The sequence below is a fragment of the Amycolatopsis thailandensis genome (assembly GCF_002234405.1).
Lineage (GTDB): Bacteria > Actinomycetota > Actinomycetes > Mycobacteriales > Pseudonocardiaceae > Amycolatopsis > Amycolatopsis thailandensis.
This window is the reverse complement of the sequence record NZ_NMQT01000016.1, coordinates 14355-34610: the sequence shown is the minus strand read 5'-3', so window position 1 is coordinate 34610 and position 20256 is coordinate 14355. Positions and strand designations below refer to the sequence as shown.

Here is a 20256-nt window from a genome sequence, read left to right as displayed (position 1 = left end):
GCGTGCTTGGAGCCGGAACTCGCGGGACTGGCTGCCGCACCCGAGTTCGCCGCCCAATCACGTGAGTTCCGTGTCTGATCACGTGAGTTCCGGGTTCAAGCACGCGAGTCACGTTTCCAAGCACGCGAGTCACGGGTTTGAGCACGCGAGTCACGGGGTCAGGGGGTGAAGTCCCAGCGGGTGGCGCCGTGCGGTTCGGCACCCGCGACACCGATGGCGCGACGCAGGGTGAGGCGGTACAGGTGCCAGGGCGGCGCCCCGGCGCTGGGCGCGCTGAAGGGGGCCGTGAGCGCGTCGCCCTCCACCGAGGCGGGCCAGCCGCCGGTCCGGTAGACCGCCGCCACCCGCTCCAGGGTCGCCGGGTCGGTAACGCGGTGTGCCTCGCCTTCCAGCGTGAGGTCGATACCCCGCAGGCGCACCGAAACGGCGCACGCCGGGTTCTCGGCCAGGTTGCGGGATCGGCGGGTGCCGGGTCCGCCCTTGAAGTACAGGGCGTCGTCCACCCAGACCGCCCCGACGCCCGCCGAGTGCGGACGCCCGTCGGCTCGCACGGTCGTCACGAAGAAGGTCAGGTCGGCGGTGGGCGTGTCCTCGGCGAGGATGTCGCGGGGACGGCTCCACGGCAGCTCCGCGGAGCCGTAACGGTCGAGGTTCTCGGTCGCGTGAGGTTTCGTCATACCCACGCGTCGAACGGGCGGGCCGCGTTTCGACACCGGACACGAAAAACCCCGCCACCGAAACGGTGACGGGGTTCTCCGTGAACCTGAAACTCAGTCCAGGTAGTCGCGCAGCACCTGCGAACGCGACGGGTGACGCAGCTTCGACATCGTCTTCGACTCGATCTGCCGGATGCGCTCACGGGTCACCCCGTACACCTGGCCGATCTCGTCGAGCGTGCGCGGCTGGCCGTCGGTGAGGCCGAACCGCAGCCGCACCACCCCCGCCTCACGTTCGGACAGTGTCTGCAGCACCGACTGGAGCTGGTCCTGCAACAGCGTGAACGACACCGCGTCGACCGCGACGACAGCCTCGGAGTCTTCGATGAAGTCACCGAGCTGCGAGTCGCCTTCGTCGCCGATGGTCTGGTCGAGCGAGATCGGCTCGCGGGCGTACTGCTGGATCTCGAGGACCTTCTCCGGGGAGATGTCCATTTCCTTCGCGAGCTCTTCGGGAGTGGGCTCGCGACCGAGGTCCTGCAACAGCTCACGCTGTATACGGCCGAGCTTGTTGATGACCTCGACCATGTGCACCGGGATACGGATGGTGCGGGCCTGGTCGGCCATCGCGCGGGTGATCGCCTGCCGGATCCACCAGGTGGCGTACGTGGAGAACTTGTAGCCCTTGGTGTAGTCGAACTTCTCGACCGCGCGGATCAGACCGAGGTTGCCTTCCTGGATCAGGTCCAGGAACGCCATGCCACGGCCGGTGTAGCGCTTGGCCAGCGAGACCACGAGCCGGAGGTTCGCCTCCAGGAGGTGGTTCTTCGCCCGCTCACCGTCGCGCACGATCCACTTGAGGTCGCGCCGCATCTGGGTGACGAGCTTCTCGCCCTCCTCCTCGGCGTTGCGGACGCGCTCGGCGGCGTAGAGCCCGGCCTCGATGCGCTTGGCGAGCTCCACCTCCTCCTCGGCGTTCAGCAGGGCGACCTTGCCGATCTGCTTGAGGTACGCGCGGACCGAGTCGGCCGAAGCGGTGAGCTCGGCGTCCTTGCGGGCCTGGCGCAGCGCCTCGGACTCTTCCTCGTCCCAGACGAAGTCCGGGTTGTCGGAGGTCTTGCCGGCGTTCTTGTCGGTCGACGTGCGGCGTCCGCGGGCGGGCGTCTCTTCGACGTCCTCCTCGGACTCCGCGTCCTCTTCCGTCTCCTCGGTGACGGAAGCGTCGACGACGTCCACCTCGACCTCTTCGAGGTCCGAGAGATCCGGGGTTTCGAGGTCGGCTTCGTCGAGCTCGCCGGGACCGTCTTCCGGATCGCCGTCTTCGGTCTTGGCGCCCTTGGTGGTGGGTTTCTTGGCCGGAGCCTTCTTCGCCGGGGCCTTCTTCGCGCCGGCCGCCTTGGCGGCGGTCTTGCGCGCCGCGGGCTTCGCCGCGTCGGTGGCTGCCTCGTCGGCCGGCTCGCCGGCTGCGGTCGCTGTCTTCGTCCCGCTTCGGGTTGCGGTTCTTGCGGCTGCCACTTACGCCCTTTCGCAGCGGTCGATCATGACGAGCCGAGGCGTGATGGTCTCGGCTGCCTCAAATTCGGGGAACACCCCTCGGCCTGCGGTTTCCCTCGTTCTCATGGGTGCCGCCGCCGTGGGCCGTGTTCCATTGTAACGACGATACGTGACAGCGTCGCGGCGCGGACCACCACCCGGCGGGCGCGACACGCCGTGCGACCCGCCGAAGTGACATCCATGGCGCGGATGTCAGCCCGGTCGCGTCAGTGCTCGATGCCCTCCGCGGCGGCGGCCGCCGCGCCGACGATGCCCGCGTTGTTCTGCAGGGACGCGACGATGACCGGCGTGCGGATGTCCAGCAGCGGAACCCATTTGTGCGACTTCTTGCTGACGCCGCCGCCGACGATGAACAGATCCGGCCAGATCAGGTTTTCCAGCACGGAGAGATACCTGTTCACCCGTTCCGCCCATTCGGGATACGAGAGTTCCTCGTTGTCCTTCACCGACGCCGCGGCTTTCTTTTCCGCATCGTGACCATCGACCTCGATGTGGCCGAACTCGGTGTTGGGCACGAGCTTGCCGTCCTGGAAGACCGCGCTGCCGATGCCGGTGCCGAAGGTCAGCAGCGCCGTCACGCCACGCCGGGCCACCGGGTCGCCCCAGCGGATCTCGGCCATTCCGGCGGCGTCCGCGTCGTTGAGCATCGCGACCTGGTCCACGCCGCGGCCGAGCCGCTTGGCGAACAGGGCGTCGGCGTCGGTGCCGATCCACTTGCGGTCGATGTTGGCCGCGGTGTGCGCGACCCCCTTCTTGACCACCGCGGGCAGGGTGACGCCCACCGGGCCGTCCCAGCCCGCCTGGCCGGTGATCTCGGCGACGACGTCCGCCACCGCCTCGGGGGTCGACGGCTTCGGCGTGTCGATGCGGATCCGGTCGCCGATCAGCTGTCCCTGCGCCAGATCGACCAGCGCCCCCTTGATCCCGCTGCCACCGATGTCGATACCGAAACCTCGGGTCGCCTCCACCACGGACGTGGTCCCTTCTCGCACGATTCAGAAGCCTGCCTCGGAGACTTTAACCGGATGTGGTGACATGGCGGACGTGGGAGTTGACGAGACGTTGCTGAAGAGTGTCGCCGAGCGTGTCGCGGGCGAGGCCGCCGAACTGGTCCACGAGGCCTGGACCGGGATGAACGCGGGCCGCGAGGTGCGGGTGGACACCAAATCCGCCGACACCGACGTGGTGACCGCGGTGGACCACGAGTCGGAACGGCTGGTGCGCGCCCGGCTCGCCGAACTGCGCCCGGACGACGCCGTGCTCGGTGAGGAGGGCGGCGGGATCGCCGGCGACGGGGTGACCTGGGTGGTCGACCCGATCGACGGGACGGTGAACTTCCTCTATGGGCTGCCGTGGTTCGCCGTTTCGGTGGCCGCCCAGGTCGGCGGGGTGTCAGTGGCGGGAGCCGTGATCGAACCGGTCAGCGGGCGCCGCTGGACCGCCGCGCGCGGGCAGGGCGCGTTCCTCGACGGGCGGCCGTTGTCGGTCAACACCCCTTCCCGGCTGGATCTGACGCTCGTCGGCACCGGATTCGCCTACAAGGTCGAACGGCGCGCGAAGCAGGCCCGGTTCGTCGCGGAACTGGCGACGCGGGTGCGGGATGTCCGGCGCAACGGGGCCGCCTCACTGGATCTGTGCGCTGTCGCGGCGGGCTGGCTGGACGCCTATGTCGAACACGGCCTCGGACGCTGGGACTGGGCCGCCGGCGCTCTCATCGCCGCCGAGGCGGGTGCCCTGGTGTCGGTGCCGGGGGAGGACGCCGAGCTGGGGCCGGACGCGACGTTCGCGGTGGCGCCGTCGATCGCGGCGCCATTGCGTCAGGCGCTGATCGACTCGGGTGTGGGCACGATCTGAGCTCCCGGTAAGCGCTATGAAGGACGCTTTCATTGCAAAATTTGCAATGAAAGCGTCCTTCATAGCGCTTGAGGGTGGGTCAGCAGGGCGCTTCGCGGGCGGCCTTCAGCAGGGCCTGGTCGATGACCGGGGCACCGCCGCCCGCGGACTGCTCACCGCCGCCGTTGCCCTGCTGCGCCTTCGACCAGTGCGTGAGCTGGTCGAGGACCTTGCGGGCCTCCGCCTTCGGGCGGATGTCGCCGAGCAGGGTGCCGGTGGTGAGCGTGACCGAAGCGTCCTTGCGGTTGTCCTTGACCAGTTCGGCGCACGGGACCACCAGGCTCAGCGTGCGGGCCGCGGCCGCGCCGTTCTCGCCGAAGCGGATCTGGCCGCGGCACTTGGCTTCGGCGTTCTTGTAAGCCGGGTCGCTGGCGGGTTCGAGCACCTGGGTGAAGCCGATTTCCCGGAGCGTGTTGGTGGCGATGCCGCCCTGGCCGCGGACCTGCGAGCCGTTGAGCACCTGAAGGGCGACCTTGTCCGGCGGCACCGGCGCGCGGTCGTCGAGACCGTCGTGCGCCAGGGGCGTGTACGTGACGCCCTCCTGGGCGATGGGCGGAGGAGAGCAGCGGATCTTGGCGTCGATGTCGGCGTTGCTCGCCACGACGTTCACCCAGACGATCACCGCGCCGAGCGCCAGCACCCCGATGACGATGAGTGCGGGCAGCGGCTTGTGCTTGCGATACGGCCTCGCCCCGCGGTCCCCGATGCCGTTCCCCGACGCCACCTGCCAGTCCCTTCCCCAAAGCCCGGATCCCCGGACGGTGCTTTATCTCACCATCGTGTCCGATCAGCCTATGCGTTGCGGCGGAAGCGATCGGCGCGGGCCTCCGGATAGCACCACGCGATGGCCACTCCGGGCAAGCGGCCGGGCCCATGCGGTGAGGTACCCGACGTGGGGGCAACCCATTCGGAGGACAGACGTCTTGAAGACAGGTTCCCCCTGTTGGGTGACGTAATCGCGGCAATGTCTGACTCGTTGCAGAGCCGGTATCGAGGTGAGCTACCCTTCGCGGGCTCAGGCGGCAGTAAGAGGCGCAAAAGAGAGACCTCGCTCACTGCCCAGCCGGGCACAAACAGGGGCGCTGGGACGTTAACCAGCGGCACGAAGGACTCACGAGCCGCGCGCTCGTGTGTCCGGGCCATCTGACATCGAAAGCATCGCAGGGGTGAGGGACTAATGGCGACCGACTACGACGCTCCGCGCCGCAGCGAAGCCGACGAGCTGGCCGAAGACTCGTTGGAAGAGCTGAAGGCACGGCGCAACGAAAACCAGTCCGGCGTCGTGGACGTCGACGAGGACGCGACCGCCGAGAACTTCGAGCTGCCGGGCGCGGACCTCTCCGGACTTTCCGGGGAGGACCTGACCGTCAAGGTCGTGCCCAAGCAGGCCGACGAGTTCACCTGCTCCGTCTGCTTCCTGGTGCATCACCGCAGCAGGCTGGCGGAGGAGAGTGGCGGACGGCTCATCTGCCGCGACTGCGCCTGAGCCTACGGGCACAGGGGACGGCGCGACAGGGGTTTCGGGGACTGAACAGGAATAAGGGGGTCGGCCACATGGCCGGCCCCCTTTCCCGTGTCCGGGATCCGCTACTCCGAAGACTTCGAAGCGGTCCGGCGCAGCAGCGCCGCCACCTTCTCCGGATTGCGCGTGCTGAACAGCCAGTACGGCGTCGGGTCATCGGGGTCGGTGAGCCAGACCCGCACGACCGGGCCGACCCAGCCCCGGTGCAGCACGAAGGCGGCCGGATCGGCGTCGCGGCCGAGCGCCTTGCGCTTCGCTTCCTTGTCGATGACCTCGACGTCGCCGACGAACTTCAGCGGCAGGTGCGCGTCTCGCAGCCACAGTTCGGGCTCGGCGCCTCCGGTGACGCGGACGCGAGACCGGCCGAGCGAGATCATCAGCGCGATCACCGCGGGGATCAGCACCACATACGGCAGCCAGCCGCGGAGCCCGGGATAGCCCATGTCGATCTCCGCCGCCAGCAGCCCGCCGCCCAGCAGCGGCAACGGCCAGCCCCACCAAGGGACGTAGAGCCGCTCTGAATGCCCGACGGTGCCGCCTTCGGCCGTGTTCACGCTTTCACCCACGTGTTCAGGGTAGTCTCGCCGCCCGTGTCCACCGTTCAGGTACTGCTTTCCCGGATCGATCCTTCGGTCCCCCTCCCCGCCTACGCGCGCCCCGGTGACGCGGGCGCCGACCTCGTCACCACTTCGGATCTCGTGCTCGCGCCCGGCGAACGCGGCGTGGTCGGGACGGGCGTCGCGATCGCCCTGCCACCCGGCTACGCCGGCTTCGTCCATCCGCGGTCGGGTCTCGCGGCCCGGGTCGGCCTCTCGGTCGTCAACACCCCGGGCACTATCGACTCCGGGTACCGCGGTGAGATCCGCGTCTGCCTGATCAACCATGATCTCTCCGAGAAGGTCGTGCTCACCCGCGGCGACCGGATCGCGCAACTGGTCGTGCAACGGGTCGAACAGGCCGAGTTCGTCGAGGTCGCCGAGCTCGAGTCGTCCGAGCGCGGCGAGGGTGGGTATGGCTCCACGGGCGGACACGCCACACTGGGAGCCGGAGCCAGGGAAGGAACGGAGAACTAGTGGGGATTTTCGGACGCAAGCGCGACGCGAAGCCGAGTGGACGGCACGCCGCGCCCGAGGTCGAGGAGCGCCCCGACAGCGCCGCCGACGACGCCGAGGAGATCGAGTCGCAGCTGTCGGAGACCGCGGACGGCCCGTTCGACCTCGCCGACGCGCCCGAGGACGGCATCCCGAGGATCGACCTCGGTTCGGTGAAGGTGCCGGTGCCCGACGGTTCCCAGGTCCAGGTCGAGATGGACCCGGAGAGCGGCGGCGTCCGCGCGGTGCACGTCGTCACCGAGCAGGGCCAGATCACCGTCAGCGGTTACGCGGCGCCCCGGTCCGGCGGCCTGTGGAAGGACGTCAGCACCGAGCTCACCGAGCAGCTGCGGGCCGACGGTGCCAAGGTCTCGGTCGGCATGGGGGAGTGGGGGCTGGAGCTGTCCGCGATCGTCGGCGACGTCGCGTTGCGGTTCGTCGGGGTCGACGGCCCGCGCTGGATGCTTCGCGGCGTCATCGCCGGGCCGCAGTCCCAGGCGTCGCAGGCGCCGGCGGTGCTGCGGGAGATCGTGCGGCACACCATCGTCGACCGCGGTGACGCGCCGATGCCGGTCCGCACCCCGCTGACCATCACGCTGCCCGACGCGGTCGCGCAGCACATCGCCGAGCAGCAGAGCTAGTCTGTCGCGCGCTGACGAAAAGCGCGCCGAAGGGGCGCCGTTTCGTACGTAACTCACGTTGGGTGCGGAGGCGCCCCTTCATCGCGTTTTCGTGGGCCTTCGGCCCGAAAGAGGGCGCGCGACGGTGAAGTCTCCGTCGGGCGCGGGGCGCCCTTGGGGAGACCGTGCGCCACCGGTCGCCCTGCCGACGCCGGTTAGCGGTTCCGTGCCTTCAGCCAGGCCAGCACGGTCGCCCGGCCCAGGGATTCCCGGTCCGCGCCGAGGGCGGTGAGCGTCGACTCGCCGACCTCGGCGCGCGGCAGGGCGTCCGCCCACACCCGGGCGACTTCCACTGGATGGATCGGATCGTCCACGCAGGCGCCGATCCCCGCGGGCACGTCGAGGCCCTTGAGGTCTTCGAGCGACGGCGCGGGATGTGACGCGGCCGTCCGCAGGCTCGCCACCAGTCCCTCGCCGTGCCGCCGCCACGCGCGGCCGAGTTCGGTGGAGAGCCAGTCCGGGACGCCGTCCGACGATTTCGCCAGCGCGCCGTCGACCCCGTTTCCGGCCACCAGATCCGCTGACAGCCGCGCGGCGAGCGACGCGGGTGCTCGCCCGGCCGGGCCGTTCCAGGCCGGGAGCGCGGCCAGCAGGCCGGTGCAGCGCCCCGGATTGCGGACGGCCCACTCCGCCGAGAGGTGCGCGCCGAACGAGATGCCGCCGACGAGCAGCGGACCGTGCTCGCCCGACAGCCTGTCCAGCTCCGTGAGATAGCCGTCCGCGAGCCGGTCTCCCGGGGGCGGCGGCGGGGTGAGCAACCGGACGCCGAGTGCCCGCAGCGGACCGGAGAACACGCTGCGCGCGAACACTTCGTCGGACCCGGTGCCGGGGAGTACGACTGCCGTCGTAGGCGGAATAGCGGAGGTCACGTTGCGATCTTCTCCCAAACAGGTTGTCCTGGTCCGGACACAGTTACGCTGGATCACGCACGGGCCGTTCAGTCGGGGGCCCCGGAGCACAGGAGCACCGTTATGCCCGCCAAAGACGGCGGCTACTTCAGCCGGTTGGTTCGCAAGCTGACCAGCGACGTCGAGGATCTCGACGCCGACGACCTCTCCGAAAAATCCGAGGCCGGCGGAGCGCAGCGCGCCTGCGACTGCCGGTCGGGTCAAGAGGTGACGGTGCTCGGCAGACTCCGCACTGTGGAGCTCTGCCCGACCAACGAAGCGGCGACACTGCAGGCCGAGCTGTTCGACGGCACACAGGGTGTGACGCTAATCTGGCTCGGACGCCGCCGGATCCCCGGGATCGAACCCGGGCGAACCATCAAGGTGCGCGGCCGGATGGCCGAACGTGATGGTCAGAAGGTGCTTTACAACCCGTATTACGAACTTCAGAGCCCTGTGAGTTGATCCCGCATCGTGACTGAACCCGCCGGCGGCGACCAGAAGAAGACCGGGGAACCGGACGAGGCCGACAAGCCGCAGCCCACCCTGCTGGAACAGATGGGCGGGCTGTCGGGACTGTTCTATTCCTCGCTGCCGGTCATCGTGTTCGTCATCGCGAACTCCATCTTCGGCCTCACGGTCGGGATCTGGGCCGCGGTGGGCAGCGCGGTGGCGATCACCGTGCTGCGGATCGTGCGCAAGGAGCCGCTGCAGCCCGCCATCTCCGGGTTCTTCGGCGTGGCGATCGCGGCGTTCATCGCGTACCGGACCGGATCGGCCAAGGGCTTCTTCCTGTTCGGCATCTGGACGAGCCTGGTCTACTTCGGCGTCTTCGTGCTGTCGATCGTCGTGCGCTGGCCGCTCGCCGGGGTGGTGTGGAACGCGCTCAACGGCAGCGGTCAAGCCTGGCGCAAGGACAAGAAGTCGCTGATCGCCTATTCGATCGCGACCGGCGCCATGGCGCTGATCTTCGGTGCCCGGTTCGTCGTGCAGCGCTGGCTCTACGACGAGGACTACACCGGCTGGCTGGCCTTCGCGAAGATCGCGATGGGCTACCCGCTGTACGCGCTCGGCCTGCTCACCGTCGTCTGGGCGGTCCGGCGGTCGGACAAGCACCTCAAGGCGCTGGCCGAAGAGGCCCCCGCCGAGGAGACCGACGAAGAGGTCGAGGCTCGCCTGCGCGCGAAGTACGCGCAGGCGCCCGTCACGGAGAACTAGTAACCCCGCTTCTAATAACCCAGCGCGGTCCGGATCTCCGGCTCCACGTCCGACGTCGCCACGAACAGCAGCTCGTCACCCGGCTCCAGCGGGTCTTCGGGCTGCGGCACGATCACCCGGTCCCCGCGCAGGATCGTCACCAGCGCCGCGTCCCTCGGCAGGTTGATCTCGCTGACGGCCTTGCCCGCCAGCGGGGTCTCCTCCGGGAGGGTGAGTTCGACGAGGTTCGCCTGGCTCTGCCGGAACGTCATCAGCCGCACCAGATCGCCGACGCTCACCGCCTCCTCGACCATCGCCGCGAGCATCCGCGGGGTCGACACGGCGACGTCGACGCCCCAGGCGTCGTTGAACAGCCACTCGTTGGCCGGATTGTTCACCCGCGCCACCACCCGGCGCACCGCGAACTCGGTCTTCGCCAGCAGCGACACCACCAGGTTCGCCTTGTCGTCGCCGGTCGCGGCGATCACGACGTCGCACTGCTCGATCCCGGACTCCTCCAGGATCGACACCTCGCACGCGTCGCCCAGCACCCAGTCGGCCTGCTCCACGGTGTGCGGCTCGAACTGGTCGGCCTCGCGTTCGATGAGCATCACCTGGTGACGCCCGTCGATCAGCTCCGCGGCGATCGACCGGCCGACCGCGCCGGCCCCGGCAATCGCGACCCGCATCAGTTCTCCTCTTCCGGTTCGCGAGCGGCGACGCTGGTCACGTCGCTGACGGTGCCTGATTTCGCGGCGACGTACACGACGTCGTCCGCCTGGATCACGGCCTTGGTGTCGGGCAGGACGGCGGTGCCGAACCGCATGATGAACGCGACCCGCGCGCCGGTGGTGTCCTGCAGGTCGCGCACGCTGTGCCCGACCCAGCCCTCGTGCAGGGGGAGTTGCAGGAGCGCCACGCTGCCCGAGGGATCCCGCCACTCCGAGGCGACGCCGTCGGGCAGCAGGGTGCGCAGGAACCGGTCGGTCGTCCACGGCACGGTCGCCACGGTCGGGATGCCGAGCCGTTCGTAGACGGCCGCGCGCTTGTGGTCGTAGATCCTGGCGACGACCTTGTCGACGCCGAAGTTCTCCCTGGCCACGCGAGCCGAGATGATGTTGGAGTTGTCGCCGCTGGACACCGCCGCGAAAGCACCCGCGCGTTCGATCCCGGCCTCGATCAGCACCTGCCGGTCGAAGCCGACGCCGACCACCTGCTGACCGTGGAAATCACTGCCGAGCCGCCGGAACGCCTGCTGGGTCTTGTCGATGATGGCGACTTCGTGCCCCAGCCGCTCCAGCGCCGCGGCAAGGGATGCGCCGACCCGGCCGCATCCCATGATCACCACGTGCACGCCCTGCCTCCTTAGTCTTCGGACGTTCACCCGTCCGCAGGTACCCAGACATACCAGCGCCGAACCTACCGTGGGGACCGACCGTTACTCCACCGTCCTCCCCGCCGCCACCCTCAACGGAGACGCTGCGCGTCACAGCTAGTCTTCCCAGGTGTCGAAGTTCCCGACCGTATTGAAGCGGCTCGTCCTCGGACGTCCATTCCGGAGTGACCGCCTCTCGCATACGCTGCTGCCGAAGCGCATCGCGCTGCCGATTTTCGCGTCCGACGCGTTGTCGAGCGTCGCCTACGCGCCTGAGGAAATCTTTCTGACCCTCAGTGTCGCGGGCCTGTCCGCGTACGCGTTCGCGCCGTGGATCGGCGTCGCCGTCGCGCTCGTCATGCTGGTCGTGGTCGCCTCCTATCGGCAGAACGTGCACGCCTATCCCAGCGGCGGCGGTGACTACGAAGTCGCCAACACCAACCTCGGCGGCAAATTCGGCCTCACCGTCGCCAGCGCGCTGCTGGTCGATTACGTGCTCACCGTCGCGGTTTCGACGTCTTCCGGCGTCGCGAACATCGGTTCCGCGATTCCGTGGGTGGCGCAGCACAAGGTGATCGCCGCGGTCATCATCGTGGTCGTGCTGACCGCGCTGAATCTGCGCGGAGTGCGCGAATCGGGCAAAGCGTTCGCGATCCCGACCTACGGATTCATCATCGGCATTCTCGGGATGGTCGTCTGGGGGCTGATCGAGGCCGCCTCGGGTGCCGACATGCGCGCCGAAAGCGCCGATTTCGGACTGCACGAAGAAGCCTCTTTGACCGGTTTCGCGTTCTTCTTCCTGTTGCTGAGGACGTTCTCCTCCGGTGCGGCCGCGCTGACCGGTGTCGAGGCCATCAGCAACGGTGTCCCGGCGTTCCGGAAACCGAAGTCGAAGAACGCGGCGACCACGCTGCTGATGATGGGCGTGCTCGCGGTCACGATGCTGGTCGGCATCATCACGCTGGCGATCGTCACCGAGGTCAAGTTCGCCGAACATCCGGAGACCCAGCTTTCCGGCGCGCCGGCGGGGTACGAGCAGAAGACGATCGTCGCGCAGATCGCGCACGCGGTGTTCGCCGACTTCACCCCGGGCTTCTACTACATCTCGTTCGTCACCGGGATCATCCTGCTGCTGGCCGCGAACACCGCGTTCAACGGCTTCCCGGTGCTCGGCTCGATCCTCGCGCAGGACCGCTACCTGCCGCGGCAGCTGCACACCCGGGGCGACAGGCTGGCGTTCTCGAACGGCATCCTGTTCCTCGCGGCGTTCGCGCTCGTGCTGATCATCGCGTTCGACGCCGAGGTCACCAAGCTCATCCAGCTCTACATCGTGGGCGTCTTCGTGTCCTTCACGATCAGCCAGGCGGGCATGATCCGGCACTGGAACCGCCTGCTGGCCAGGGAAACCGATCCGGCGGTGCGGCGGCGGATGCGGCGTTCGCAGACGGTCAACGCGATCGGCCTCACCATGACCGGCACCGTGCTGATCATCGTGCTGGTCACGAAGTTCCTGCTCGGCGCCTGGATCGCCATCGCGGCGATGGTGGCCATCTACGCGCTGATGACCGCGATCCGCAAGCATTACGACCGGGTCGCCGAGGAATTGCGCGAGATGGACCGGAAACCGGCCGTCCTGCCGTCGCGCAACCACGCGATCGTGCTGATTTCGAAACTGCACCTGCCGACCCTGCGCGCGCTTTCCTACGCCAAGGCCGTGCGGCCGGACGTCCTCGAGGCCGTCACGGTGAACGTCGACGACGTCGAGACGCGCAAACTCGTCCAGGAATGGGACGACCACAATTTCAAGGTGCCGCTGAAGGTGATCGAATCGCCGTACCGCGAGATCACGAAACCCGTACTGGACTACGTGAAGCGCGTCCGCGGCGACAATCCGCGCAACGTGGTGACCGTGTTCATCCCCGAGTACGTGGTCGGGCACTGGTGGGAGCAGGTCCTGCACAACCAGAGCGCGCTGCGGCTCAAGGGGCGGCTCCTGTTCCAGCCCGGTGTCATGGTGACCAGCGTGCCGTGGCAGCTCGAATCGTCGGAAAAGGCGATCAAACGCGACCGGAAGGCACGTCCGGCGGCGGGCGACGTGCGGCGCGGCTTCTCCCCGGTCGTCAAACAACCCGAGAAAACGAAGGACAAAGCAGAATGAGTGTGGACGCGTCGACCGGTACCTGGCTCGGCCGGACGATCGAGCTGGAGGTCGGCGCGGTCGCGCACGGCGGGCACTGTGTCGCGCGGACCGAAGGCCGGGTCGTCTTCGTGCGGCACGCGCTGCCCGGCGAGCGGGTCCTGGCCTCGGTCACCGAGGACAAGGGCGGTTCCTTCTGCCGCGCCGACGCGATCGAGGTCCTGGAGGCGTCACCGGAACGTGTGGAGCCGCCGTGCCCGCTCGCGGCGCCGGGGGAGTGCGGCGGCTGCGACTGGCAGCACGCCGCTCCGGGGTACCAGCGTGAACTCAAGGCCGCGGTGGTCATGGAGCAGCTGAAGAGGCTGGCCGGGATCGACCGCGAAGTCGTCGTCGAAGCGCTCGACGGCGGTCCGCTGGACTGGCGCAGCCGCGTCCGGCTCGTCGCGGGCAAGGACGGCCGCGCGGGGTTCCGGGCGCACCACAGCCACCGGGTGATCCCGATCGACGACTGCCCGATCACCGTCCCCGGCGCGCTCGACGACGTCGTGTCGCGGAACTGGCGGCCCGGCAGCGAAATCGAGGTCACCAAGGACGGCGAAGGTCAGGTGCACCTTCGTGATCTTTCGACGGTCCACGGGAAGACCCGGTCGCGGCAACTGTCGGGCGGCCTCGCCGTGCAGCACGCCGCCGGCCGCGACTGGCGGCTCGACGCCCACGGCTTCTGGCAGGTCCACCCGGCCGCCGCGGACGTGCTCGCCGCCGTCGTCGCGGAATGGGCCGAGGCGCCGCGTGACGGCGTGGCGTGGGATCTCTACGCCGGTGTCGGCCTCTTCGCGTCCGTGCTCGCTTCGCAGGTCGGCCCGAGGGGACGGGTCCTGGCCATCGAGTCCGGCCGCCGCGCCGTGACCGACGGCGAGGAGAACCTGGCCGACCTCCCGCAGGTCCGCTGGCGCTCCGGCCGCGTCGAACACCTGCTGGCCGACGCCCCGAAGCCGGTCGATGTCGTCGTCCTGGACCCGCCGCGCAAGGGCGCCGGAAAAGCCGTCGTCGAGTCCATTGTGGAGGGTTCGCCGGACCGGATCGTCTACGTGGCCTGCGACCCGGCGGCGCTGGCCAGGGACATCGCGCTGTTCAAGGAGCACGGCTACGGCTTGGTGGACTTGCGTGCTTTCGACGCCTTCCCGATGACGCACCACGTCGAATGTGTTGCATTGTTGCAATAACGGTATCTTTTTAGACCGTCGGAATGGATCGGTTTCGTGCGCCTTGTCCGGGCGCCGGAGTGCTCGCTAACTTGAGTTTCGATAAAGCGAAATCTCATGACGGCGGGGAATTTCGATCCAGTGCTTCCTTCAATGCTCCCACCCGGTGTGACCGCGCAGGAGATCACCTATCGGAACGACCGGAAGCAGGTCATCTACACGGCGCCTTACGCGTCCGAAGGGCCCCTCCTCACCCGGGACCTGCTGGGCAGGCAGGCGTGGATGTTCATGTACGCCCACTTCGTTTTCGTCTGGGTCGAGGGCGCTGTCCAGGTTCAGGTCAGTCACGGCACCTTGGCAGGACCGAAGATGCAGTTGTGGAAGGGCGTCAGTATTCCTGAATACTGGTCGGGGACCGCGCTGGCCGAGTTCGGGCAGGCGTGGGCGTTGAACCAGATCTCCGGGAGCCGGGGTACTCCGGCCGTTGTTTCCATCTGATGGTCTTGGGGTGACGCACGCAGGGGCTGCTATTGAGGCAGGGCAAAGAGTTCATGGTCGCTTGCGGGTGTTCCGGCTCCGGATGTTGTGAAAGCCACTTTCGCAACCTTCAACGTTGTGAAAGTGGCTTTCACAACGCCGCCGGCCCCCTTCACCCCGTCGCTCGCCACCGAACACCGGTCCGTGAAGGCCTCCTTGAGGGCGTTTCAGTGTGAAGGTGAAGTCGCCCGAGACCTTCCCCCGCAACCGCACCGCCGAAACCACCTTCCCCTCTTCGATCAATCTCTCGACTTCGGCCCGCGAAAGGCCGCAACCTTCCGCGATCAACCGCACCGGCCGGACCGGAATCCGCGCCGCGAACCGAACCGAGACGTCACGAAAGTCTTGGTGACCCGGGGCACCGGTGGAGAGCCGCCAGGCGCCCTCCCAATCGAGGGCGACGCGGTTACGGCGCAGCACGACCGGATCGGCGAGCAGTTCGGCGGCCAGAGCAGGGTCGTTCTCGTGCAGTCGAACCAAAAGCCGGGGCCGTACGGAGCGCACGTTCACCCGCTCCAGGATCGTGAGCTTCGCGGTGTCCCCGCACGCGACGCAGCGCACGAGGAGCCAGGCATCGAGGAGCTTGTGGTTGGCGTTGACACGGAACTTGCCGTTCGCCCGGAAACGCCCGGACGGGCAAACATGGCAACGGCGGAGGACGACAGGCAGGCAGGTGGGAACGACCACCCAGTTTTCGAGCACAGGAATACACCCGTTTCAGTGAGAAAGCCGCAGCAAAGGAAGCGCGACGCGAAGGCGCGACGCGCGACGAATCAGCTCTGGGGAGGTCTCACAGGGTGTACAACGGCAGGCTCTCGGCTCGGCGACGTGGTCCGGCAGCACGGTAGCGGCGCCCAAAAGACCGCTCCACTGGTTTTCGGGCAAAGAGAAGGCCCCCTGACCGAAGCCAGGGGGCCTTCGACGCAGAACTAGGCGCGCGCGTCCTCCTTCAGCATGTCCGCGCACTTCTCGCCGATCGCCATCGTCGTGATGCACGGGTTCACCGCGACCAGGAACGGCATCGCCGAACCGTCGGCGACCCGCAGGCCTTCGACGCCGCGCACCCGCAGCCGCGCGTCCAGTACGGCCAGCGGATCCCCGTCGCCGCCCATTTTGGCGGTGCACGAGGGGTGATAGACCGTGTTGTGCGTCTTGCGCAGGTAGTCCGCGATCTCGTCGTCGGTCTTGACGTCCCGCCCGGGCGCCAGTTCCGTGCCCGCCCACTCGTCCAGGGCAGGCTGTTCGGCGATCTTGCGGGCCAGTTTGATGCCGTAGGTCATCACGCGCATGTCGTGCTCGTCGGTGAAGTAGCGCGGGTCCACCTTCGGCTTGTCCCGGTAGTCACGGCTGCGCAGCCGCACCGTGCCGGTCGACCGCGACCGGGTGACGTTCGGCGTCAGGCAGAAGCCGTTCTCCGTCGTCGGGTAGCCGTGCCGCAGGGTGTTCATGTCGAACGGCACGGAGCCGTAGTGGAACATCAGGTCGGGGCGGTCGAGGCCCTCCTCCGTGGTGGTGAAGATGCCGATCTCCCACCACTGCGTCGACTCCGTGGTCATCGGTTGCAGCGCGTCCCACTGGATGACGCCTTCCGGGTGATCCTGCAGGTTCTCGCCGACGCCGGGGGAGTCCACCAGGACGTCCACGCCGACCTCGCGCAGATGCGCGGCCGGGCCGATTCCGGACAGCATCAGGAGTTTCGGCGTGTCGATCGCGCCCGAGGACAGGATGACCTCGCGCCGCGCCCGCAACGGAACACCGTGGATCAGGTCGTCGGCCAGATATTCCGCGCCGGTGCAGCGTTTGCCGTCGAACAGCAGGCGCCGGACCCGGGCGCCGGTGATGATCTCCAGATTCGGCCGCTTGCCGATGATCGGGTGCAGATAGGACACCGACGCCGACGAGCGCGTGCCGTCCTCGCGCGCGTTGATCTGGAACCAGTTCGCGCCGTGTGTCACGGTCTTGCCGGAGTTGAACTGCGTCCGCGGGATACCCGCCTGCTCGCAGGCCTGCAGCAGCGCGACACCGGTCGGGTCGTTCGGCGGCACCGACCGGATGGTCACCGGGCCCGAGCGGCCGTGGTGGTCGCCAGGCCCGTCGTTGGTCTCAAGACGTTTGTACAGCGGGAAAATGTCCTGAGCCGACCAGCCGGGCAGGCCGAGTGACGACCATTCGTCGAGATCCTCCGCCGGCGCCCAGAACGCGATGCACGAGTTGTGCGACGAGCAGCCGCCCAGCACCCGCGCGCGGGCGTGCCGCAGGAACGAGTTGCCGGAGGCCTGCGGTTCGACCAGGTAGTCCCAGTCGTAACCGGATTCCAGCAGGCCCATCCACTTCGTCAGTTCCAGCACCGCCGGATCGTCCACATCGGACGGTCCGGCCTCCAGCAGCGCCACGGTGACGTCCGGGTCTTCCGAGAGTCTCGCCGCGACCACCGAACCCGCCGTCCCGCCGCCGACGACGATGTAGTCGAACTCTCCGGTCACTGTGCTGCCTCCTCGGGATGTGCTTCCGCGGCGTGATCGGCCAGGACGCCGCTCTTGTGCCGCAGGACGAACCAGTAATACGCGAAACCGACGACCGCCACCGCGCCGACGAACAGCACGGCCCCCCATTCGAGGTACCAGTGATACGGCTCGGTCGCGTTGTAGACCTCGCGCCGCGGCCAAGCCAGGTTCACCACGATCGCGCCGCCCCAGAGCACGCCGAGGATGTTCACCGGCAGCCCCAGTTTGCCGAGGGAGAAGTATTTGGCGCCCTCCACCTTCGGCGGCGGCCACTGCCCGCGCAGACGCTTGACCAGCATCGGGATGGTGACCAGCAGGTAAGCCAGGTAGATCATGATGATGCCGATGCTGGTGATCACCGTGAAGATCTGCGGCTGCCCGACGTTGACCACCAGGATCAGCACCGCGATGACCCCGGACACGATCGCGGGAATCACCGGCGTCTTCGTCTTCGGCGACACTCGCGCGAGATGCTTCCCGGCGGGCAGGTTGTTGTCGCGGCCCATCGCGAACATCATCCGGATCGACGCCGACTGGACGGCCAGGTTGCACACCGTGATGGCGATGACGACCGCCAGCAGGAAGATCGTGCCGATCGTGCTGCCCAGGACGTCGAGGACGATGAACTGGAGGCCACCCGTGGCGATCTGGGGGTCGTCGATGTCACCGACGGCCATCAGCGCCAGGATCAGGATCAGCCCGCCGATGACGAACGACGCGATCAGCGCGCGCAGGATCGCCTTGGGCGCGTTCTTGCGCGGGTCGTGGCTCTCCTCGCCGAGCGAGCTGGCGGTGTCGAAGCCGTACATGACGTAGGTCGACGCGAGCGAGGCGACCAGGAACGCCCCGAAATAGCCCCACGGCTGGTCGGCGCCGGTGTCGTTGGTCTGCATGACGACCTCGGGCCCGCGCGTGATGTTCACCGCGAGCGCCACGATCAGCAAGACCGCGGCTACCAGTTCGATGAACACTCCGGCGCTGTTGATCCGCGCCATCAGCTTGACGCCCCACGCGTTCACCAGCGTGGTGAACAGGATCAGGACGGTGCCGAGGATGACCGCGTTCACCGCGCTGTCGCCGGAGAAGGAGAAGAACGACGAGATCTGGGGGAGCGTGATCTGGTACGCCAGCGCGACGGCCGCGATGCTGACGATCGACGCGGTGAGCATCATCCAGCCCGCCAGCCACGCCACATGCGGGCTGCCGAGCCGTTTCGACCAGTTGTAGATCGAGCCCGCCACCGGGTAGTGCGCCGCCAGTTCGGCGAACGACAGCGCGACCATCAGCTGGCCGGCGAACACCATCGGCCACGACCACCAGTAGGCCGGGCCGCCGAAGCTGAAGCCGAAGTAGAACAGCTGGAAGGTGCCGGTCAGGATCGAGATGTAGCTGATCCCGGCGGCGAAGGTGTGGAAGTTGCCGAGTGTTCTTTCGAGTTCCTGTTTGTAGCCGAAACCGGCCAGGCCGTCATCGGAAGGAGTGCTCATCGGCAGTTTCCCGTCTTCAGTTGGATGCGGCAGGCTCCCCGGAGAACCAGCGCTGTGGTGCGGGCCGGAGGTTCTGGTAGATGTGCTTCGCCTCCACGTACTCGGCCAATCCGGTCGGGCCGAGCTCGCGCCCGAAGCCGGACTGCTTGTAGCCGCCCCACTCGGCCTGCGGCAGGTACGGGTGGAAGTCGTTGATCCAGATCGTGCCGTGCCGCAACCGGTTCGCGACCCGCTGGGCGCGGGAGGCGTCCGAGGTGAAGACCGCGCCCGCGAGGCCGTAGTGCGTGTCGTTGGCGATGCGGACCGCGTCGTCCTCGTCGGTGAAGGTCTCGACGGTGAGCACCGGGCCGAACGATTCGTCGACGACGGCGCTGCTGCCCTGCTTCACGTTGTCGAGGATGGTCGGCAGGTAGTAGTGCCCCTTCGCGAGTTCGCGATCGTCCGGGCGTTTGCCGCCGGTGCGCAGGACAGCGCCCTCTTCCAGCGCCCTGGCGACGTATCGTTCGATCTTTTCCAAATGGGCTGCGGAGATCAAAGGACCGGTTTCAGCCTTCGGGTCGAAAGGTCCACCCAGTCGGATCAACTCCGCGCGCCGGACGAGTTCGGCGACGAAGTCGTCGTGCCACTCCTCCTGGACGATCAGCCGCGCGCCCGCCGAGCAGACCTGCCCGGAGTGCAGGAAGACCGCGGTCAGCGCGTAGTCGACGGCGGTGTCGAAGTCCGAGTCCGCGAAGACGACGTTCGGGTTCTTGCCGCCCAGTTCCAGCGCGACCTTCTTGATGGTGGACGCGGCGGAGGCGGCGATGATCTTCCCGGTCGCCAGGCCACCGGTGAACGAGGCGAGGTCGACGTCCGGGTGTTCGGACAGCGGCGCCCCGGCCTGCGCGCCGGCGCCGAGCACCAGGTTCGCGACGCCGCCGGGGAGCCCGGCCTCGGTCAGCAGCTTCATCAGCATGATCGAGGTGTGCGGGGTCAGCTCGCTGGGCTTGAGGACGAAGGTGTTGCCCGCCGCGAGCGCGGGGGCGACCTTCCAGATGGTCTGCAGGAGCGGGTAGTTCCACGGCGTGATCAGCCCGCAGACGCCGACCGGCTCGTGCACGATGCGGCTGAACGCGTCCGGGTTGCCGGTGTCGACCACGCGGCCGGCGTCGTTCGCGGCGAGCTTGCCGAAGTAACGCAGGCACGCGGCGATGTCGGCCATGTCGTATTCGCTCTCGACCAGCCGTTTCCCGGTGTCGAGCGACTCGGCGCGGGCGAACGCCCCGGCGTCGCGGTCGAGCAGGTCGGCGGCCTTCAGCAGCAGGTCACCGCGTTCGGGAGCGGGAGTGGCGGGCCACGGGCCGGTGTCGAACGCCTTCCTCGCGGCGGCGATGGCCGCTTCGGTGTCCTCGCGGGTGCCTTCGGCGACTTCCGCGACCAGTGACCCGTCCGCGGGGCAGCGGATCTCCCGGCGACCACCGCCGACCGCGTCGACCCATTCGCCACCGATGAAAAAGTCCGCCATCAAGCCCTCCGAAACCGGCTCCTGCTCAAC

At 68.2% G+C, this 20256-nt stretch carries 21 protein-coding genes; 9 read left to right on the top strand and 12 right to left on the bottom strand.

The features are described 5' to 3' along the window. Positions 1-158: 158 nt before the first annotated feature. The 3 genes from CFP71_RS04635 to ppgK all read right to left on the bottom strand — a co-directional run bounded on the left by CFP71_RS04635 (position 159) and on the right by ppgK (position 3178). Entirely contained in the window at positions 159-677 is a 519-nt protein-coding gene (locus tag CFP71_RS04635; protein WP_093932584.1) for a pyridoxamine 5'-phosphate oxidase family protein, read from the bottom strand. Positions 678-770: 93 nt separating this feature from the next. Further along, on the bottom strand, positions 771-2171 hold the full coding sequence (locus CFP71_RS04630) for an RNA polymerase sigma factor (RefSeq protein WP_005164520.1): 1401 nt from the start codon (positions 2169-2171) through the stop codon (positions 771-773). 245 nt (positions 2172-2416) lie between these two features. Next, positions 2417-3178 (bottom strand): polyphosphate--glucose phosphotransferase, encoded by a 762-nt coding sequence (ppgK, locus tag CFP71_RS04625; protein WP_167406000.1) that lies wholly within the window; start codon positions 3176-3178, stop codon positions 2417-2419. Positions 3179-3245: 67 nt separating this feature from the next. Between ppgK and CFP71_RS04620 the strand changes: the two genes are divergently transcribed. Next, on the top strand, positions 3246-4064 hold the full coding sequence (locus tag CFP71_RS04620) for an inositol monophosphatase family protein (protein ID WP_093932582.1): 819 nt from the start codon (positions 3246-3248) through the stop codon (positions 4062-4064). A gap of 79 nt (positions 4065-4143) precedes the next feature. Here CFP71_RS04620 and cei read toward each other — a convergent pair whose 3' ends face one another. Further along, positions 4144-4827 carry an envelope integrity protein Cei gene (gene cei / locus CFP71_RS04615; RefSeq protein WP_093932581.1) on the bottom strand — a complete coding sequence of 228 codons (684 nt, stop codon included), beginning with the start codon at positions 4825-4827 and terminating at the stop codon, positions 4144-4146. Positions 4828-5280: 453 nt separating this feature from the next. Between cei and CFP71_RS04610 the strand changes: the two genes are divergently transcribed. Further along, complete coding sequence (locus CFP71_RS04610; protein WP_005164528.1) at positions 5281-5589, top strand: DUF4193 domain-containing protein; 309 nt, start codon at positions 5281-5283, stop codon at positions 5587-5589. Positions 5590-5690: 101 nt separating this feature from the next. Here the strand turns inward: CFP71_RS04610 and CFP71_RS04605 are convergent, their stop codons facing one another. Beyond that, positions 5691-6191: a DUF3093 domain-containing protein gene (locus CFP71_RS04605; protein ID WP_093932580.1), complete on the bottom strand. Its 501-nt coding sequence runs from the start codon at positions 6189-6191 to the stop codon at positions 5691-5693. 24 nt (positions 6192-6215) lie between these two features. Here CFP71_RS04605 and dut point away from each other — a divergent pair, with 24 nt between their 5' ends. After that, positions 6216-6698 (top strand): dUTP diphosphatase, encoded by a 483-nt coding sequence (gene dut, locus CFP71_RS04600; RefSeq protein ID WP_026467910.1) that lies wholly within the window; start codon positions 6216-6218, stop codon positions 6696-6698. Beyond that, the gene (locus CFP71_RS04595) at positions 6698-7357 is read left to right on the top strand and encodes a DUF3710 domain-containing protein (RefSeq protein WP_093932579.1); all 660 of its coding nucleotides are present in this window, start codon (positions 6698-6700) and stop codon (positions 7355-7357) included. Before dut ends, CFP71_RS04595 begins: the two co-directional genes overlap by 1 nt. Before the next feature lie 194 nt (positions 7358-7551). Here the strand turns inward: CFP71_RS04595 and CFP71_RS04590 are convergent, their stop codons facing one another. Further along, the gene (locus CFP71_RS04590; RefSeq protein ID WP_167405998.1) at positions 7552-8265 is read right to left on the bottom strand and encodes an alpha/beta fold hydrolase; all 714 of its coding nucleotides are present in this window, start codon (positions 8263-8265) and stop codon (positions 7552-7554) included. 102 nt (positions 8266-8367) lie between these two features. Here CFP71_RS04590 and CFP71_RS04585 point away from each other — a divergent pair, with 102 nt between their 5' ends. Beyond that, on the top strand, positions 8368-8748 hold the full coding sequence (locus CFP71_RS04585; protein WP_093932577.1) for an OB-fold nucleic acid binding domain-containing protein: 381 nt from the start codon (positions 8368-8370) through the stop codon (positions 8746-8748). A 9-nt stretch (positions 8749-8757) separates the two neighbouring features. Beyond that, positions 8758-9501, top strand: a complete 744-nt coding sequence (locus tag CFP71_RS04580) for a DUF3159 domain-containing protein (RefSeq protein WP_093932576.1) — start codon at positions 8758-8760, stop codon at positions 9499-9501. Between the two features lie 11 nt (positions 9502-9512). Here the strand turns inward: CFP71_RS04580 and CFP71_RS04575 are convergent, their stop codons facing one another. Further along, positions 9513-10169, bottom strand: a complete 657-nt coding sequence (locus CFP71_RS04575) for a potassium channel family protein (protein ID WP_007033567.1) — start codon at positions 10167-10169, stop codon at positions 9513-9515. Then, positions 10169-10834 (bottom strand): potassium channel family protein, encoded by a 666-nt coding sequence (locus CFP71_RS04570; RefSeq protein ID WP_093932575.1) that lies wholly within the window; start codon positions 10832-10834, stop codon positions 10169-10171. Before CFP71_RS04570 ends, CFP71_RS04575 begins: the two co-directional genes overlap by 1 nt. 151 nt (positions 10835-10985) lie before the next feature. Between CFP71_RS04570 and CFP71_RS04565 the strand changes: the two genes are divergently transcribed. The 3 genes from CFP71_RS04565 (at position 10986) to CFP71_RS04555 (ending at position 14692) form a co-directional block, all read left to right on the top strand. Beyond that, positions 10986-13013 carry an APC family permease gene (locus CFP71_RS04565; RefSeq protein WP_093932574.1) on the top strand — a complete coding sequence of 676 codons (2028 nt, stop codon included), beginning with the start codon at positions 10986-10988 and terminating at the stop codon, positions 13011-13013. Then, a complete protein-coding gene (locus CFP71_RS04560) occupies positions 13010-14215 on the top strand; it encodes a class I SAM-dependent RNA methyltransferase (RefSeq protein WP_093932573.1) in 1206 nt (401 codons plus the stop codon). Before CFP71_RS04565 ends, CFP71_RS04560 begins: the two co-directional genes overlap by 4 nt. Positions 14216-14347: 132 nt before the next feature. After that, complete coding sequence (locus tag CFP71_RS04555; RefSeq protein WP_093932572.1) at positions 14348-14692, top strand: hypothetical protein; 345 nt, start codon at positions 14348-14350, stop codon at positions 14690-14692. A gap of 51 nt (positions 14693-14743) precedes the next feature. Here CFP71_RS04555 and CFP71_RS04550 read toward each other — a convergent pair whose 3' ends face one another. The 4 genes from CFP71_RS04550 to CFP71_RS04535 form a co-directional block, all read right to left on the bottom strand. Continuing rightward, positions 14744-15433, bottom strand: a complete 690-nt coding sequence (locus tag CFP71_RS04550; protein ID WP_093932571.1) for a DUF1062 domain-containing protein — start codon at positions 15431-15433, stop codon at positions 14744-14746. 227 nt (positions 15434-15660) lie between these two features. After that, positions 15661-17214 (bottom strand): GMC family oxidoreductase, encoded by a 1554-nt coding sequence (locus tag CFP71_RS04545; RefSeq protein ID WP_093932570.1) that lies wholly within the window; start codon positions 17212-17214, stop codon positions 15661-15663. Beyond that, the gene (locus CFP71_RS04540; RefSeq protein WP_093932569.1) at positions 17211-18722 is read right to left on the bottom strand and encodes an APC family permease; all 1512 of its coding nucleotides are present in this window, start codon (positions 18720-18722) and stop codon (positions 17211-17213) included. The genes CFP71_RS04545 and CFP71_RS04540 overlap by 4 nt, the downstream gene beginning before the upstream one ends. A 16-nt stretch (positions 18723-18738) precedes the next feature. Beyond that, entirely contained in the window at positions 18739-20226 is a 1488-nt protein-coding gene (locus CFP71_RS04535; protein WP_093932568.1) for an aldehyde dehydrogenase family protein, read from the bottom strand. Positions 20227-20256: the final 30 nt, after the last annotated feature.